The sequence below is a fragment of the Streptomyces sp. NPDC091972 genome, assembly GCF_044756385.1.
GTDB lineage: Bacteria > Actinomycetota > Actinomycetes > Streptomycetales > Streptomycetaceae > Streptomyces.
In genome coordinates this window covers 87246-102866 of the sequence record NZ_JBIVSV010000013.1, presented here as the reverse complement: position 1 = coordinate 102866, position 15621 = coordinate 87246, and the positions used below count along the sequence as shown (strand labels likewise).

The following is a 15621-nucleotide window of genomic DNA, read 5'->3' as shown; positions in this document are numbered from 1 at the left end:
CGGCCCCGAGTGTCTCCGCCGCCGGACGTAGGCGGCAGAACAGCCGGACGTGGTGTGACCTCGCGTGTGGTCAAACGGGGTTGAGCCAGTTCCGGTAGGTCCTGGCCGGCTCGTCGTCGCGGCGAAGGCCGCATTCCAGGTCGGAGATGGCAGTCGGCCGACACCACGCCCTGCACACCGCGTGGACAGCGTGTCGGAAGTGGCGTGCCGCGGCTCGGTCGCCGTCGGTTCACGAGTGTCACAGTGCTGTCCGGTCTGTTTCTGTCCGGCTCCCACGCTGAGCATTTAGTGATCACCGGCGTATTCACCATACTGAGCCATGCAGGCGGCGGAACAAGGGAGTTGACCCTCATGCACAACCTGGACGAGGCCTCATCGGAAACGGGCGACTCACGGCTCGTCGCCGGCAGATATCGGTTGCTGTCCGTGCTCGGCGAGGGTGGTATGGGCACCGTGTGGCGGGCCCGCGACCAGGTGCTCCACCGCGATGTCGCGGTCAAGGAGGTTCGCGCCTCCATCGAACTGCCCGTCGAACGCAGCAGGCAATTGCACGAACGGTTGGAACGGGAGGCGTGGGCGGCGGCACGGGTCAACGCCCGTGGCGTCGTGACCGTCTACGACGTGGTGAACTTCGACGGCCGACCGTGGATCGTCATGGAAGTCGTCCGCGGCCGCTCCCTCGCCGACGTGATCACCGCCGAGGGCGCCCTGGCGCCCAAGGACGTCGCGCGCATCGGCGTCGAGGTACTGGCGGCTCTGCGCGCGGCCCACGGAGCCGGGGTGCTGCACCGCGATGTGAAGCCCGCCAACGTGCTGCTGGCCGATGACAGCCGTGTCGTCCTGACCGACTTCGGCATAGCCAGCGTGGAGGGCAGCACCGCACTCACGATGACGGGTGAGGTCGTCGGTTCGCCCGAATACCTCGCTCCCGAGCGTGCGTTGGGACAGACACCGGGCGCCGCTTCCGATCTCTGGTCGCTCGGGGCGCTCCTCTATACCGCCGTACAGGGCCGTTCGCCGTTCCGCCGGACGAGCGCCCTGTCGACACTGCGCGCCGTCGTCGACGACGAACTGCCGCCGCCGCACCGGGCCGGGCCGCTGACCACGGTCATCGAGGGGCTCATGCGCAAGGATCCCGAAGAGCGGATGGGTCCCGAGGAGGCCATGGGTGAACTCACCCGTGTCGCACAGGGGTTGACGGCGCCACCCGAGGCGGGAGCTGCTGCCGCGGCTGTGCCCCCGGCTTCGGCGGCGGACGGCATCACAGCCGAGGCCACCTCGCCCGCCATGGCCGAGGTCACCGCGCCCGCCACGGCCGGAACCACCGCGGCTGTCACCGCCGAGGTCACTACAGCCGTCACCGCCGAGGTCACCACGGCCGTCACCGCCGAGGAGAAGACCCCGGCCGACGAGACCGTGGCGGCGGTCGCCGCGACACCGGCTCCCGAGGCCCTGGCCGGGACCGCGCCGCTGGGCACGTTCGGGCCTCCCCCGGGCAGTGCGGCCTTCCGGCACGGCGCGGCCGCACCGGCCCCCGCACCCGGTCTCGTCCATGGCACCGGCCCCTCGTCCACGCGTGCCGCTCGCAGCCGTAAGAGGGCTCCTGTGGTGTGGGCTGCCGCGGCCGCCCTGGTCGTGGCCGGCGGCGCAGGCCTCGGCTACACGCTCATCGATCAGGACGACAGCACTGCCGCCAAGGACGGCGAAACCACCGCCGCCGTCAGCGCGTCCCAACCGGTGTCGGTGACCGTCACCGGCAGGGCCACCACGTTCGACGGCAGGTGCCCGGGCGGAGACGGTCAGGCGCCCTGGTTCACCGCGACGTTCACGACGGACCGGGCGCCGGTGCAGTTCTCCTACCGGTGGGTGTCCGACAACGGTGCGGTGGTGGACCCTCAGTGGCGGACTCTGTCGTTCCGTGAAGGTGATCCGACGAGCAAGACGGAGACGGTGCGGCTGTCGACGTGGGCGCAGGAGGGGACCTTGCAGAGCGCAATGGCCGTCGAGATCAAGTCGCCGTTCGACACGAAGTCCAACTCCGTGCCGTTCAGCATCACCTGCCGACCCGCCGGCGAGTGACCCCCGTCAATTCATCCATCATCGGACCAGTCTGTTTCTCTTAAGGAGTTTCCGTGCTGTCGGTCATCGTGGGACGCACCGGTCCGTTCACCGGTCAGAGCGTGGTTCTCGGAGAGGCCCCGCTGACGTTCGGCCGCAAGAGTGACAACGACATCATCATCGTCAGCGTCAGTGCTTCCCGCTTCCACGCCGAGATCGTCGCCGACAACGGCGCGTACATCCTGCACGACCGCGACAGCAGGAACGGCACCTTCGTCAACGAACGCCGAGTCGAACGCCATGAGTTGTCCCCTGGCGACACCATACGCATCGGCGACGAGACGTTTCTGTTCGAGACGCAGGAAGCCGTCGAGACGGTCATGGACCTCTCCCAGATGGACCTGCCACGCGCCAACGCGGCCGTGGACCCGGGGGTCCTGCGGGTCACGGTGACCGGCGGTGGCCCGGTCGGCCTCGCCTTCGCCCTGCTGCTGGAGGAGGCGCTGACCGGACGGGTCGCGATCACCGTCTACGACGGCCGCTGGGTTCGCGACGGCACGACGGTGATCTGGAAGGACGCCGCCCAGGGCAACGTCCGCCGTCAGCAGGTGGTCACCGTGCAGAGCCGGCAGTACTCGGCGCTGACACAAGAGATGCAGACGGCGATGTTCGGCGACGACCGTCACTTCTCCGAGATGTGGCCGCTGGGGCCCGATTCCGTGGAGGGACGCCCGCCCCGCAACATTCGCATCGCCTACATCGAGGACCAGCTCCTCGCACTGGCCAACCGTAAGCCTGCCATCCGGCTCGTGCCCAAGCGGTTCGATGCCGCGGAGCAGGAACAACTCATCGCGCGCGAACACGTGCTGGTCATCAGCGAAGGCGGCCGCTCCCGCACCCGAGAGCATTTCACCGACCGCTTCGGCATGCCCGACGCCTCGATCTACTCCTTGGACGGTGAGCACATCCAGGACGTCGTCCTCGGTCTCAAGGTCAAGTCCCGCCTGTCCGACCCGATGAGCGTGCTGCTGACCGTGGCCCAGAACCGGTTCCTGCTCAACTCCCTTCGCGGCGAGGGCTTCTTGAACATGCGTCTCACCCGCGAGGAAGCCCGCAACGTCATCGGTATCGACCCGGTACGACAGGTCTTCGAGGAGTGCATCGCCGCCCGGCCGTGCCTGATGAGCCGCCACGAGGACAACGAATTCGCCTGCCCGACCCACGGCACGCTGTTCCTCCCGGCTCTGCTGCGCAGCTCACCGCTGTGGAAGCGGATCCTGGAAGGGCTGCGACTGTTCGACGTCCCCGAACAGGACCTCAGCGCGATCACCTCGTTCCGCCTCGACATGGTCCAGCGTCCCCGGTTCACGGCGCAGCTCACCCGCCCGACCGCGGACCGCCCGGGAACCTACGGATTCCTCCTGGGAGACGCAGCCAACGCCATCCACTTCTGGCCCGGACGCGGCCTCAACAGCGGCCTCGCCTCAGCCATCTCGCTCGCCCGCTCCCTCAGCCGGGTCTGGAGCGGTCGCCCCCTGCGCGACGCCGACTTCATCCGGCACGAGGCGGCCATGTCGATGCTGCAATACCGGCACAAGAGCCGCGCATGGAACGCCATGGTCACCACGGACGAACGGGGCGTGACCCGAGCGATCAAGGACATCATCGACGCCAGCATGCACACCACGGCCAAGCCGGCGGAGGCCGGTACCGCACAGCACAAGCCCTCCGGTCCGGTCGCGACACCTGCAAGGGTCCCGGACTCGGCCGACGCCGACCTGGAGATCCTGCTGGACCGCATGCGGGGCATACGCGAACGACTGGCACCCCGCATGCCGGGTCTGCCCGACGACAACGTCCTCCGAGCCCACCTGTCCACCCTCGCCCCCGCGACCCTGCGGACACTCCAGGAGAGCGGGGCCTGGGACACCCTCATCGTCGGTGGCGAGGAAGCCGACATCGACATCTTCTACCAGCAGGACGCTCCGGTCTTCGTCCCAACGACTCCGCAACCACCGCAGCCGCTCCCCGATCCCCGCGCCTCGGTAATCCTCGATCCGGCCTGAACTTGTTCTCCGACATCGAGACCGGTGGCTCTGTCGGCGCCTGGCTCAACCCTCCGCTGAACCTCACGAGCGGGCGACGTGGTTGGTGAGAGCCGATGCACCACTTCCCTGTTGGGAAGGCGGCCGGGCAGGCGGCGGCTACGGGTCTGGGTCGACGAACCGCAGGGATGGGCTCCCGGTCAACTCGGGAGGCGCAGGCGCAGACCGGCCAGTTCCTCCAGCAGGGCAACTGCGGCAAGTTCTCCGCCGGCGGGGCCGTAGGACTCCAGGGCCTCTTGATGGAGTGCGCGGACCGCGGCTGCGAGGGGATGAGGTGAGCCTAGGCGTTCGGCTTGGGAGGTGATGGCTGTGAGCTGGTCCACGATGCGGTCGAGACCGAAGCCCGTCAGGTAGTCGCCGGTGAGCAGGCCCGGCAGGTGGTCGTGCATGAACGCGCTGGATGCGGGGCCGCCGGCGAGTGCACGGGTGAGCGAGGTGAGGTCGATACCGGCGCGGTGGCCGATGAGGAGGGTCTCGGCAGTGGCCACGGCATGGGTGAACCACAGCAGGTTCACGAGGAGCTTGGTGGTGTAGCCAGTGCCGTGGCCGCCCATGTGGGTGACGCGATCGGAGAGGACGTCCAGCAGGGGTCGACATCGCTCCAGGTGGACGGTGTCACCGCCGGTGTAGAGACGTAGGCGGCCTTCGGCGGCATCTTTTGGTGATCCACCGATGGGCGCTTCCAGAGTGGCCACCCCATGAGCAACTGCTCTGTCCCAGCCAGCGCGTGCGTCAGCGGCCGTGTTGCTGGTCATGTCGATCCAGATCGCGCCCGGAGCCAGTGCCGCGAGGACGGAGTCGTCAACGGCGGCTGCCGCTTCGGCCGGTCCGGGAAGCACAGTGATGAGAACCTCGGCCGAAGTGGCGGCGACGAGGGCGGTATCCGCGTACCGGGCTCCGCACGCGAGAATCGCTTCCCTGCGCTCAGGTCGGATGTCATAGGCGTGCACGTGGTGTCCGGCTGCAACGAGCCGGGTACAGATGGGCTCCCCCATGCGGCCGACACCGATCAGACAGATCTTCGACATCGGAGGAGTCTACGTCTTGCAGCGGCTCACACCGTGCGGCGGACGGGGCCTGGGTGCCGTGTCCAGGGCGCTGGTTGAGCGTTCGGACTGCGGCGGGGATGCTGCCGCAACGTGACTGGTGGGTATCCGGGCCGCGAGGCGTTCTCGGACCGGGTGAACACCCGCGGTTACGACTGGCGCGAAAAGGTACCGGCTTCAGGCACCGCCATCTACCACCAGGGCGCTTTCCGCCTCGCCGACCGTGACATACGCCAGCACGACGGTGTCCACGCCGGTCATGACGAGCGTCCTCTGCACGTTCGCCGGCACACATGCCAGTACCAGCTCGGAACCGGCCTCATTCGCCAGGCGCCGGGCCCACAGCAGTACATTCAGCCCGGCCGAATCACAGAACGACACCGCGGACAGATCGAGCACCACACGCCGGTACTCCGCGGTGATCTGCGCCAGAAGCCGTTCACGGAGGAACGGGGCGGTCTGCCAATCCATGTCTCCGCCGACCTGCACCGTCAGCGACAGTCCCGACGCATCTGCCTGATCGGAGGCCTCAGCCGTCATCACGCTCTCCCCACCGCCGCATCGGGAGACGCAACTTTGAATGACGAGCCTACCTCTCTCTACACGGCATCTTCACATGACATGCACAGGCAAGGCGTTCTCAAGGTGGAATCCGATTTCCGGCGAAACGCGGAGGGAGTCCAGGGACCAGCCGTCCCACGGATGGGGCTGTGTCACCAGCCACGCGCGGCTGCCGCAGGCCATCGCCCGCAACCCTGCGCTTCGCCTGCGCGACATCGCGGCAGCCCGCAACAACACCTAACGCACCGTCCAGAGCGCCGTCACCGACCTCCAACGAGCCGGCTACCTCAGCCGCGAGCGCGACGGACGACGCACCCGGCGGGCCAGCTCATCGCCCTGCGAGCCGCTCTCGATAGCCGATGTCACCGCAGACCGGATCGCCGTCGCGCTCGGCGCGCCGACCCGGCCGGGCACGGCGCCCGGACCATGCGCCCATTCGGATCCGCCGTACAGGTCTGGTCCCGCCAATCTCGACTTTCCGTTACGACGCTCAGGCGGCCCGGCCCTGCAGAAACACTCGCGCCGTCTCCGTCACCCGGCGGCCCAGGTGTTCGGCGGTCTTGACGTCGGACTTGTGGACGGCGTCCGGGCCCTCGTCGACGTTGGTCTGCGCGGCGGCGCCGGCGAAGACACCGAGGCGGTTGAGGTCGTGCTCGGAGCCCTCGCTGTTGTTCCAGCCGGGGTGCAGGCCGAGGTTGACCCAGTGCATGCCGTGCTGTGCGGCGAGGATCTGGAAGAACTGCAGGGTGTGCAGCTTGTCGCCGCTCTTGGAGCCGGAGTTGGTGAAGCCGGCGGCCAGCTTGTCCTTCCAGTCCTGACCGAACCAGCGCTTCGAGGATGCCTCGGCGAAGACGTGGAAGGCTCCGGACGCCGTGCCCATGTAGGTCGGCGAACCGAAGACGACTGCGTCTGAACGGTCCAGTAGCTCCCACTGCTCGTCGGTGATCTCGTCGACCTTGATCAGATGCACCTCGGCACCCGCCTCGGCGGCACCGTCCCGGACGGCTTCGGCGAGGACGGCGGTGTGCCCGAAGCCGGAGTGGTAGGCGATGGAAACAACGGGGGTGATCACAGTGCGTACTCCTGGGACGAAGGGAAGAACGAGCCGCCCGAGACGGCCAGCCCGCTGGAACTTACGAAAGGAAAGCACTAACTAGAAGTTAGCGCAACCCACTGGTTAGCTCAGCGACTCTTCCCCGGCATCCTCACCAAGGCCGCCTGCCCGTCGCGCGGCCCCCTGGACACGTCACGGGACGCTGGGGCGCGCTCACGTTGGGCGCCCCTCGCGACAGAGGGAGATGCCGACAGCGAGCCGCTCGGACGGACCGCCGGTGCCCTACGCGGGTTCAGTTGACGGAGGCAACCGAGGCGCAATGTTCAGCGTTCTCGCCGAACGCCCCCACGGCGCCAGCGAGTTGGCCCACCGGATCATCCCGGTCGTACCAGCCCGGGCTCTTCGATCGGCAGGACGACAAGGTCGGTCCACGCCAGGCCTCGCTGCCACGCTCCGGCCCCGCTAAGGGCGCTGACACACCCAAGAGCACGGCCCACCTCCGGCTGCCCTGACCGAGACGCCACGACTGACGGTCTCTGACCGACGCTTCACGACCGATGGGCCCCGACCGACGCGCCGCGACCGACCTCGGATGCGGGGGATCGAGGGATGCATTGCCGGTCGACGATCAGGTGGCGTTCACTGCCTGGCCGTGCGCGGTGGACCGGCGAAGGCCCGGTGTGAACCCCCCTTTGAGAGCTCGAACGTGTGAGCCGTCGATCACAGTGTCGTCCATGTCCCGCAGCCCTGCCTTGCGCAGCTCGGCCAGGAGCACTTTGTGCAGGCCGGACCACACCCCGGCCTCGGTCCAATCCCGCAACCGCCGCCACGCTGTCAAGCCGCTGCACCCTCGGCGGGTACATCTCTCCAGCTCACGTTCTTACGCAGCACCTAAAACGATGCCTCGCAGGGCCGCGCGGGCGTCGGCCGACAGGCGTCCGGGATACCGATGACGGCGCGGCGGCCGGGGCGGCAGCAGCGGAGCGATGCATTCCCACAGATCATCAGGTACAAGATCATCCGGCGCCTGGACCACTCTGCCGCCACCGGATCCGATCGCCGAGCCCTCACACCGAACTCATCCCGAAACAATCAGCTTCACAGAGTTGGAGGCGGTCCGTACGGTCGTTCGACCCGAATTAGCTAACGGACCGTACGGACAACTTCTGCACTCCACCCACGCAGGGCGATTCGTTATGAATGCCGGACGAGGTTCGCCCGCAGCACGTCTTCGAGGTTCAGCTCCACCTCGCGCGTGTGAACCCCGGCCGCGAGCGCTGCCCGGGCAAGCTCTCCAGACGCGGGCGTGAACGTTTCACCGAGCAGGCGGCTTTCCGCGCGCAGTGCGTCCTCAAGCGTGCCGTCGGCCGCGTCGACCGCTTCGGTAGCCGCGGCGCGAACACCCTCGGGCAGAGACGCGATGGCCAGTGCGACCCGATCAACATATTCATCAAGTTCCGCGGCGGGCAGAGCTCGGTTCACCCAACCCCACCGCTCGGCAGTCGCCGCGTCGACGAGCCCGCCTGTCAGCACGATCTCAAGAGCGCGGGCGCGACCCACGAGGCGGGGCAGGTGTGCAGTCGCACCGGCTCCAGGGACGATGCCGATCAGTGCCTCGAACTGGCCGAACGCCGCAGTCTCGAGGGCCGCGAAGCGCAGATCCAGGCTGGAGACCAGCTCGGCTCCACCGCCACGGGCGAGTCCCGCAACCTTGGCGATGGTGGTCTGGGGCAGACGCCGCCAGCGTTCATGAAGCCGCATCATCGGGCCCGTTCCGACAAGCGTCTCCTCCGCGACCGGGAGAGCGGCGTAGGTCGCGGGGTCCTCCACGAATGACAGGTCGCCGTGCGCCAGGAAGAACTCCGGATTCGCGCTCTGGACCACGATGACGTGCAGATCGGGATCATTCTCGGCCGATGCAGCGACGGCGTCCAGGTCGAGCATGAGCTGTGCCGTCATCAGGTTGACGGGCGGAACATCAATCGAAACCCATAGCACTCCGTCCTGGCGCTTGAGATCGAGACTGGGCAGGGACTGTTCGGCCATGAGATTCCTTTGGGTTGCCGGTATCTCTGGTATACCTGGTGCATGGCAGGTACTTCAAAGAAACCTGGTATCCGCGAAGATCGGGCCGATCACGAGACCATTGTTGGCCCGCAGCGCGAGCTACTGGATCAGCTGCTCGACAAATGGGGTCATCTGCTGCTGGCCGCGCTGTGCCGGCAGCCGCGACGCTTCAACGAGCTGAAGAGAGAGCTCGATGGGATTACTCAAAAATCGCTGACGCAGGCACTGCGACGGTTGGAACGCAATGGCCTCGTCGAGCGCCGGGTACTGATGCAACGCCCCGTTGCTGTGGAGTACCGGATCACACCGCTGGGCCGCACGCTTGAGGAGCCCTTCTCGATCCTGCGCTCCTGGACCGCCGACCACCTCCCCGAAGTCGAACGACACAGGGAGGCGTTTGACAAAGGCACGGACACCCATCACTGATTTCTTCGGGATGAGTTCAATGTGAGGGCTTGGCGATCGGATTCGGTGGCGGCAGAGCGGTCCAGGCGCCGGATGATCTTGTGCCTGACGCTCCGTGGGAACGTATCGCTCCGCTGGTGCCGCCCCGGCCGCCGCGGCGCCTGCGGGACTGGACCGAGGTCGGCGTCTGGCCCCGCCTGCACGAAATCCTCCTCGCGGAACTCCGCAGAGCCGGCCTGCTGGACATGGAGGATGCCACGGTCGACACCTCGCACGTCCGGGCCCTCAAGGGGGGCTCACACCGGACCTTCGCCGGTCGACCGCGGCCGCCCCGGCAGCAAGCATCACCTGATCACCGGCTGACACGGAACGCCGATTGTGGTGTCGCCGACCAGCGGAAACCGTCACGACGTCACCCAGTTCATACCCCTGCTTAGACGCCGTTTCTTATGGCTGTCAGAGCGGCATGAGAGCCTCCTGGCAGGAGCTACGACCTGGCTGTCTGGGAAGGCGAGAGGCCGGCGGATGACAAGACCGCCGGCCGAGTCTTCAACGACTTGTACGACCGCTACATCGACAGCGAGGTAGAAGAGCCTCCATCCGAACGCATCGCGGCTTACGTGGCTGCGCTGCTTGAGCGGTGGTGCGACCTCACCGAGGACGAGGAGGACAGCTCCCCCTGGTCGACCGGGCCGTTGATCGGCGAGGCCAGTGGTCCGCTGATCTACTTCCCCATGCGGTGGAGCATGGCCGAGGAGGCGTCCGCCTATGCGGCGGCCGTCGCGGAGTCCATGGGGTTGGTCTGCTTCGACGTGCAGGAGAACCGGCTCAGGCCGTAAGCCGGTCCGCCAGTCGGCGGTAACCGATGAGGGTCGAGGCTATGCCGACGAAGGCGAGGAAGTGTTCGGCCTTGCGTTCGTAGCGGCGGTGGAGACGACGGCAGCCGGCCAGCCAGGACACGGTTCGCTCGACCACCCACCGATGCCGGCCCAGCCGCTGTGTGGACTCGACGCCCTTGCGGGCGATGCGGTGACGGATTTCCGCACAGGCGGCTCCAAGCCCTGGCTATCGTGCGCGTGCAGTTTCGCCGGCCGCCGACGCCGGGGCCCGCGGCGGGACCGGATGGGCAGGATGCCGCGCACAGGCGGCTCCAAGCCCTGGCTATCGTGCGCGTGCGCGCCAGAGATGCCCAGGGACAGTGGTAGACCGTTCCGGTCGGTGATCAGGTGAATCTTCGATCCCAACTTGCCGCGGTCGGTCGGATTCGGTCCGGTCAGTAGCCCCCTTTTGCGGCCCGCAGGCTGACAGAGTCGATCGCGCACCGCGACCAGTCCAGCTCGCCTCGCACTCCAGGTTCGTCGGGGATCACGCGGTACAGATTGGCCCAGACCCGGTCCCGGCTCCACTGGGCGAACCGACGGTAGACCGTGGGCCAGGCCGGCCCGAACACCGGCGGCAACTGCCGCCAAGTGCAGCCCGACGTCGCCACGAAGATGATCGCTGCCAGGGCCTCACGGTCACCTGCCCGGCGCCGGCCACCGCCCTGCGGACGTCACCACCGTCGGCGGCACTACCCGCCTGAACAAGACCCACAACTCGTCTGACACCAACCGCTCAACGAAATCCGTCATGCACCGATCAACGAGCGATCACGCCATAAGAAACGGCGTCTTAAAGCAATCCCCCGCATCCGATGGCCTGGTCGACCACCTCCCGGGAGCCGACACACCGTCACCGGTCCCCTAAGGTCCCGCCGGTCCAGAATCGTGATCGCCCGATTCCGGTGCCCTTACGGATTGGCCGACGAGGTGGTCGGAGCTCCGGCCGGGGCTGCGGAGTCCGCCACCCCCGCGTAATCGGGCAGCTCGACGCCGTTGATCGCGCGTCCGACCAGCTCGGTGAACCATTCGCCGGCGAAGTCGGGGCCCGGTTCGGCGTCTAGCCCGGGGACTTCGCGGCTGCGAGCGTTCAGTCGGCCGATCTCCTGGTTGGCCTCGACGAACGAACGCATCCGCGCCTCGTATCGGGCGAACCCGGTGTCGGGGTCCCACCCGGCGGCGGCCAACTCCCCGGCCAGCAGGTAGGCGCCGACCAGCGCCAGCCCGGTGCCCTGCCCGGACATCGGCGACGAGCTGAACGCCGCGTCCCCGAGCAGTGCCACCCGTCCCTGCGACCAGCGGTCCATCACCACCTGGGCGACCTGGTCGAGGTAGAAGTCCGGCGTGTCGTCCAGGTGCGCAAGGATGTCCGGGGCCAGCCAGCCCAGTCCCGCCATCCGCGCACGCAGCAGACGCTTCTGGGCAACGACGTCCCGGTGGTCGACGTCGAAGTCGGCCGAGGCGCAGTAGAACATGGCCATCGCCCGGGTGGCGTCCTGGATGGGCCGCAGGAGGACTGAGCGTCCGGACTCCTGGTCCTGGTACTCGAGCAGCCAGCGGTCCAGGCCGAACTCGTTGGGCACACTGTAGAAGGCCAGCACGTGCCCGAGGTGGCGCAGGAACCGCTCATGCGGCCCGAAGACCATCGCCCGCAGCTCGGAGTGCAGTCCGTCGGCCCCGATCACCAGGTCGAAGCGCCGCCGGTCGCCGCCCGCGAAGACCACGTCGACCCCGTGCGCGTCCTGGGTGAGCTCGGCGATGCGGTCGCCGAAGAGGTACTCGACGCCGCCGCGGGTGTCGTCGTAGAGCACCTGGGACAGGTCCCCGCGCAGGATCTCGATGTCCGCGATGAACCCGTCGCCACCGTCGTCGTCCGCGCGGAAGGTCTCCAGCACCTGCCCGTTCGCGTCCACGGTGTACGCGCCGGCGGTGTCGGTGCACGCCGCACGGACCGCCGCGTCCAGCCCCATGCGCTCGATCACTTCCTTGGCGACCCCGCGGGCGTCCACCGCCTGTCCGCCGGGACGCAGTTCGGGGGCCCGCTCCACCACGGTCACCTCGGCCCCCCGCCGGCGCAGCCAGTGGGCCAGCGCGGGACCCGCGATGCTCGCCCCCGCCACCAACACCCTGGGACCGCTCATCCACGTCCCCTGATCGCCGGCCCGAATGGTGTGGTCCTGCTCGGACTCGTCGACGCTCATCACCGTCTCCATGTGCTTGCTCCCGTACTGGAACGCCTCCAGCACCGGCCCACCATCGACGGTGGGTCCAGGGGTATCGACTGCCGATCACCACTGAACTCATCGGCAGTGCCCCCATCACGTCCGCACCCCCACGAACACCGGAACTCGCCATGCGCGCAGCGGGCGTGGTCATGATCACCCCCGCCCCATCAGACATCGATGAGCAACGCCAACCGTCTGCCGAGCTCGATGACCTGGTCGCCCTGGGCGTCGTCGAGCCCCTGGCCGTCGCCGGGCCGAGCAACTGCCCGATGCGACGGTGTTCGACGACGAGCCGGTGGTGCGGGAGCCCGACCGCCTCGCGGTCGAGTGGCTCCAAGAGCGGCTGCACCACCACGGCGCCGGCGCGACCCGGGCGGTGGACCCGTGGCCGGCACAGCCTCGGTGGACAGCCCCCGTCCGTCCATGCCCTCCCACACTGGTACTGCTTCGGTGAACGGGCGCGTGGCCGTGCTGTGCGTCCTGGCGGCGCGTCCTGTTACTCCGCCGCGCCCGGCCGCACCGGCCGCAGGGGTGTCGCGGCGACTGGGCAGGCCGGGTCTGTACGTCGGTGGCCAGTCACGGGGCGGGAACAGGGTCGGGGTGGTCGGCGGCCTCGAAGCGCAGCAGGTCGCCGGGCTGGCACTCCAGCACCTCGCACAGGGCTGCCAGGGTGGCGAAACGAACGGCCTTGGCCCGCCCGTTCTTCAGCACCGCCAGATTCGCCGGGGTGATCCCGATCCGTTCGGCCAGTTGCCCGACCGACATCTTGCGCCGGGCCAGCATCACATCGATGTCGACGACGATCGGCATCAGATCACCCCCGCCAGCTCGGCCTGCATCCGGCATGCCTCGGCATCCCGCGCGACCGCCTGAGCCAGCAGGATGCGCAGGACCAACACGACCAGAGCGACACCGGCAACCCCCAGGCCCACCGCACCGATCAGCAGCACGACACCCGGAGCGACAGCCTCACCCGGCGCCAGCACCACGCCCAGCGCCCACAACAACAGCGCAGCCACCGCGAAAGCACCACCCGCCACATCGACGTACCGGAAGGCGGACGGGGTGAAGACCTTGCCACGCCGAACCAACGTCGACAGCCGCCAGACACACCACAGGACCGTCTGGGCACACACGATTCCCAGCACCACAATCAGCATCACGGCTGCCGCCCGGGGAAGCACTCCGCCGCCACCGGCACCGGACAGGTCACGGACCATGAGCGTCACCAGCACCCCCTGAAGGACGACACAGCCGCCGAACAGCGCCACGATCACCGCCCGCAGCGCAAGAACAGCCTGCTTCCCCATCACCACTCCTCCCATCGAGATACGACACTAATCTATCGTTTCTCGATGGGTCGCGCCAGGGTTGAAATCCCGCAGGGCAATCCCGCCAGAGTCGTAACCGACCGCGTCAGGCTCGGGTCGGCCACTCCAAGCAACGGTGACTTGACGCGTCTTCGAAAAAAGTGGGCCGGTAGCAGAGGAACGCACCGTCCGTTTCCAACGCGTCGGTCAGGGCTTCAAAGAGCCGCGTGAGACTGGTTGCCCACAGGGTCCCTTCCAGGTCCCCGGACCCGATGCCCATCTCGTACACGTGGCCGTACGAAGGGCCGGGCCGGTGATCGACAAAGGCAACCCCGCCGTCGTTGGGGAGCGCGAACGGCACGCAGCGATGCAAATTCACGGCCAGCGCATCGTCCTCCCACAGGTCAGCATCGATGTTGTCCATGCCGACGTCCACGATCACGTCGTACATCGACGCGATGTCGTCCACGCCGCTGAGCCTGTGCCCCGACGGAAGAAACGCACCAGCGGGAAGGCGAGCGCGGGAGCCGGGAACGGCAAGAGGCTCAGCGGCGCCATCATGCTGCCGTAGCAACGCCCTTAGCTCCGGATGCAGTTCGAAGCCGAGCCGCGACTCCAACTCGATGAGCCGCTCGGGGACCGCAGGTCCTCGCAACATGGCGTGATCAGCGGGCGAGTTCGCTTCCAGCCACGACGCAAAGCGAGTCCATGCACGCTCGAACGCAGGACTGTCCGTCGATGTCATGAGCTGAACATAGACGACCACACTGACACCGACGCACCAGTCAGCGAGTGCGCGGGGTGCCCGAGAGCGACGCGAGCCGCCTGGGCGCCTGTGCCGTCAGACACACGTGTGACGTACTCCAACGGCGACGTGGACGCCGTGAAGAAACAATGTCCAGTGCCCGCACGAGCAGTGGAGAAACCAAGGAAATCGACTGTGTGTGCTGACATTTGCCGGGCACAAGGAGCGACGGAGGTTGATAACTATGGTTCCCCTGCTTGTCGTTCTTCTGCTGGCTCTGCTCCTCTTCGGTGCGGGTTTCGCCCTGAAGGCACTGTGGTGGCTCGCCGTCATCGTGCTGGTCGTCTGGCTGCTGGGCTTCGTCCTGCGCTCCGCCGACTCAGGCGGCCGCAAGGGACGCTGGTATCGCTGGTAACCCGCCAAGCAGCGACATGTCTGTGGCTCCGGCTTTGTCCGGAGCCACAGACATGTCGCGCATCAGGCCACCTCCGTCGCACAACGGTGTGAATACCGTGATCGGTCGTCACCGTCGGGCGGGCCGTACTGCACCGCGCTGATCTCCACGCTCGCCGCGCCGCAGTGCGCGACGCTCCTTTCCCGGCAGCGTGGCGGCCAACTCGCCCACCAGGCAGACGTCGTGTCCTGAGCCGTCTCGGCCCCCCTGGCACCACCACACCACCGGGTCCGACGCGACCGCCTCGCCCCCGCACCAGTCGTCAGCGGTCCCTGCCGGGCGCACATGCATCCCGATCTTGTGTGTCCGGCAGACCGGCCACACCTGCCAGCGCAGCTCCATGACGGTCTCCTGCGCAGCTTCCGCGACCAGCGTCAGGGCCGCCATCGCGTCATCCGGCTCCGGCAGCTCGCCTTCCTCAAGGTCGACCGCGTTCAGCGCATTGCCCTGCCAACGGCCGTCCAGCATCGCCACATGGACCGCGCCCCTGTCGGTCCCGCTCGCGGGCAGCGGCTGCCAGGACGGGGCGACCATCAGTATCAGCGCGTCCTGACCGGGCAGGGTCGCCGTCACGTCGCGATTGACCACAGCCAGTGCGGCCTCGAACTTCGGCCACTCACCGGGTTCGGCCTGCCTGGGCTCCGAGAGATCCGTCCGGTCATGACCGGGACCGATGCGGTCGTACGAGAAAGAGTTCACCGAGGCATCGTCTC

The 15621-nt window shown here is 67.8% G+C and carries 14 protein-coding genes and 3 pseudogenes; 6 read left to right on the top strand and 11 right to left on the bottom strand.

The window, feature by feature from the left end:
• Nucleotides 1-351: 351 nt before the first annotated feature.
• Nucleotides 352-2079, top strand: a complete 1728-nt coding sequence (locus tag ACIQJT_RS32175; RefSeq protein WP_402649480.1) for a serine/threonine-protein kinase — start codon at nucleotides 352-354, stop codon at nucleotides 2077-2079.
• 53 nt (nucleotides 2080-2132) lie between these two features.
• Nucleotides 2133-4124 carry an FHA domain-containing protein gene (locus ACIQJT_RS32170; RefSeq protein ID WP_402649360.1) on the top strand — a complete coding sequence of 664 codons (1992 nt, stop codon included), beginning with the start codon at nucleotides 2133-2135 and terminating at the stop codon, nucleotides 4122-4124.
• A gap of 179 nt (nucleotides 4125-4303) precedes the next feature.
• On the opposite strand, the gene ACIQJT_RS32165 is transcribed toward ACIQJT_RS32170, so the two are convergent.
• The 5 genes and pseudogenes from ACIQJT_RS32165 to ACIQJT_RS32145 all read right to left on the bottom strand — a co-directional run bounded on the left by ACIQJT_RS32165 (nucleotide 4304) and on the right by ACIQJT_RS32145 (nucleotide 8870).
• Nucleotides 4304-5191: an NAD(P)-dependent oxidoreductase gene (locus ACIQJT_RS32165; RefSeq protein ID WP_402649359.1), complete on the bottom strand. Its 888-nt coding sequence runs from the start codon at nucleotides 5189-5191 to the stop codon at nucleotides 4304-4306.
• Nucleotides 5192-5386: 195 nt separating this feature from the next.
• Nucleotides 5387-5749: an STAS domain-containing protein gene (locus ACIQJT_RS32160; RefSeq protein ID WP_402649358.1), complete on the bottom strand. Its 363-nt coding sequence runs from the start codon at nucleotides 5747-5749 to the stop codon at nucleotides 5387-5389.
• A gap of 511 nt (nucleotides 5750-6260) precedes the next feature.
• Nucleotides 6261-6842, bottom strand: coding sequence for a flavodoxin family protein (locus tag ACIQJT_RS32155; protein WP_402649357.1), 582 nt, complete (start codon nucleotides 6840-6842; stop codon nucleotides 6261-6263).
• Nucleotides 6843-7429: 587 nt separating this feature from the next.
• Nucleotides 7430-7860, bottom strand: a pseudogene (locus ACIQJT_RS32150) (transposase); the annotation flags it as partial.
• 158 nt (nucleotides 7861-8018) lie between these two features.
• The gene (locus tag ACIQJT_RS32145; protein ID WP_402649356.1) at nucleotides 8019-8870 is read right to left on the bottom strand and encodes an enoyl-CoA hydratase/isomerase family protein; all 852 of its coding nucleotides are present in this window, start codon (nucleotides 8868-8870) and stop codon (nucleotides 8019-8021) included.
• A gap of 42 nt (nucleotides 8871-8912) precedes the next feature.
• Here ACIQJT_RS32145 and ACIQJT_RS32140 point away from each other — a divergent pair, with 42 nt between their 5' ends.
• The 3 genes and pseudogenes from ACIQJT_RS32140 to ACIQJT_RS32130 all read left to right on the top strand — a co-directional run bounded on the left by ACIQJT_RS32140 (nucleotide 8913) and on the right by ACIQJT_RS32130 (nucleotide 10135).
• Nucleotides 8913-9317 carry a winged helix-turn-helix transcriptional regulator gene (locus ACIQJT_RS32140; RefSeq protein ID WP_402649355.1) on the top strand — a complete coding sequence of 135 codons (405 nt, stop codon included), beginning with the start codon at nucleotides 8913-8915 and terminating at the stop codon, nucleotides 9315-9317.
• A gap of 35 nt (nucleotides 9318-9352) precedes the next feature.
• Nucleotides 9353-9731, top strand: a pseudogene (locus ACIQJT_RS32135) (transposase); the annotation flags it as partial.
• Between the two features lie 59 nt (nucleotides 9732-9790).
• Complete coding sequence (locus ACIQJT_RS32130; protein WP_402649479.1) at nucleotides 9791-10135, top strand: hypothetical protein; 345 nt, start codon at nucleotides 9791-9793, stop codon at nucleotides 10133-10135.
• On the opposite strand, the pseudogene ACIQJT_RS32125 reads toward ACIQJT_RS32130, so the two are convergent.
• The 5 genes and pseudogenes from ACIQJT_RS32125 to ACIQJT_RS32105 form a co-directional block, all read right to left on the bottom strand.
• Nucleotides 10125-10927, bottom strand: a pseudogene (locus tag ACIQJT_RS32125) (IS5 family transposase). The gene ACIQJT_RS32130 and the pseudogene ACIQJT_RS32125 overlap by 11 nt on opposite strands.
• Before the next feature lie 158 nt (nucleotides 10928-11085).
• On the bottom strand, nucleotides 11086-12420 hold the full coding sequence (locus tag ACIQJT_RS32120; RefSeq protein WP_402649354.1) for an FAD-dependent monooxygenase: 1335 nt from the start codon (nucleotides 12418-12420) through the stop codon (nucleotides 11086-11088).
• Between the two features lie 555 nt (nucleotides 12421-12975).
• Nucleotides 12976-13209, bottom strand: a complete 234-nt coding sequence (locus ACIQJT_RS32115; RefSeq protein ID WP_365461540.1) for a helix-turn-helix transcriptional regulator — start codon at nucleotides 13207-13209, stop codon at nucleotides 12976-12978.
• A complete protein-coding gene (locus tag ACIQJT_RS32110; protein WP_402649353.1) occupies nucleotides 13209-13709 on the bottom strand; it encodes a DUF2975 domain-containing protein in 501 nt (166 codons plus the stop codon). The genes ACIQJT_RS32115 and ACIQJT_RS32110 overlap by 1 nt, the downstream gene beginning before the upstream one ends.
• Before the next feature lie 106 nt (nucleotides 13710-13815).
• A complete protein-coding gene (locus ACIQJT_RS32105; RefSeq protein ID WP_402649352.1) occupies nucleotides 13816-14454 on the bottom strand; it encodes an SMI1/KNR4 family protein in 639 nt (212 codons plus the stop codon).
• A 244-nt stretch (nucleotides 14455-14698) separates the two neighbouring features.
• Here ACIQJT_RS32105 and ACIQJT_RS32100 point away from each other — a divergent pair, with 244 nt between their 5' ends.
• Nucleotides 14699-14869, top strand: coding sequence for a hypothetical protein (locus tag ACIQJT_RS32100; RefSeq protein WP_053847868.1), 171 nt, complete (start codon nucleotides 14699-14701; stop codon nucleotides 14867-14869).
• Nucleotides 14870-14977: 108 nt separating this feature from the next.
• Here ACIQJT_RS32100 and ACIQJT_RS32095 read toward each other — a convergent pair whose 3' ends face one another.
• Nucleotides 14978-15607: a hypothetical protein gene (locus ACIQJT_RS32095; protein WP_402649351.1), complete on the bottom strand. Its 630-nt coding sequence runs from the start codon at nucleotides 15605-15607 to the stop codon at nucleotides 14978-14980.
• Nucleotides 15608-15621: the final 14 nt, after the last annotated feature.

What these genes read in the sequence shown, in the direction of transcription:
- ACIQJT_RS32175 (WP_402649480.1), top strand. Translation starts at nt 352, where the DNA reads ATGCACAACCTGGACGAGGCCTCATCGGAAACGGGCGACTCACGGCTC.
- ACIQJT_RS32160 (WP_402649358.1), bottom strand. Translation starts at nt 5,749, where the DNA reads ATGACGGCTGAGGCCTCCGATCAGGCAGATGCGTCGGGACTGTCGCTG.
- ACIQJT_RS32165 (WP_402649359.1), bottom strand. Translation starts at nt 5,191, where the DNA reads ATGTCGAAGATCTGTCTGATCGGTGTCGGCCGCATGGGGGAGCCCATC.
- ACIQJT_RS32145 (WP_402649356.1), bottom strand. Translation starts at nt 8,870, where the DNA reads ATGGCCGAACAGTCCCTGCCCAGTCTCGATCTCAAGCGCCAGGACGGA.
- ACIQJT_RS32140 (WP_402649355.1), top strand. Translation starts at nt 8,913, where the DNA reads ATGGCAGGTACTTCAAAGAAACCTGGTATCCGCGAAGATCGGGCCGAT.
- ACIQJT_RS32110 (WP_402649353.1), bottom strand. Translation starts at nt 13,709, where the DNA reads ATGGGGAAGCAGGCTGTTCTTGCGCTGCGGGCGGTGATCGTGGCGCTG.
- ACIQJT_RS32100 (WP_053847868.1), top strand. Translation starts at nt 14,699, where the DNA reads ATGGTTCCCCTGCTTGTCGTTCTTCTGCTGGCTCTGCTCCTCTTCGGT.
- ACIQJT_RS32105 (WP_402649352.1), bottom strand. Translation starts at nt 14,454, where the DNA reads ATGACATCGACGGACAGTCCTGCGTTCGAGCGTGCATGGACTCGCTTT.
- ACIQJT_RS32115 (WP_365461540.1), bottom strand. Translation starts at nt 13,209, where the DNA reads ATGCCGATCGTCGTCGACATCGATGTGATGCTGGCCCGGCGCAAGATG.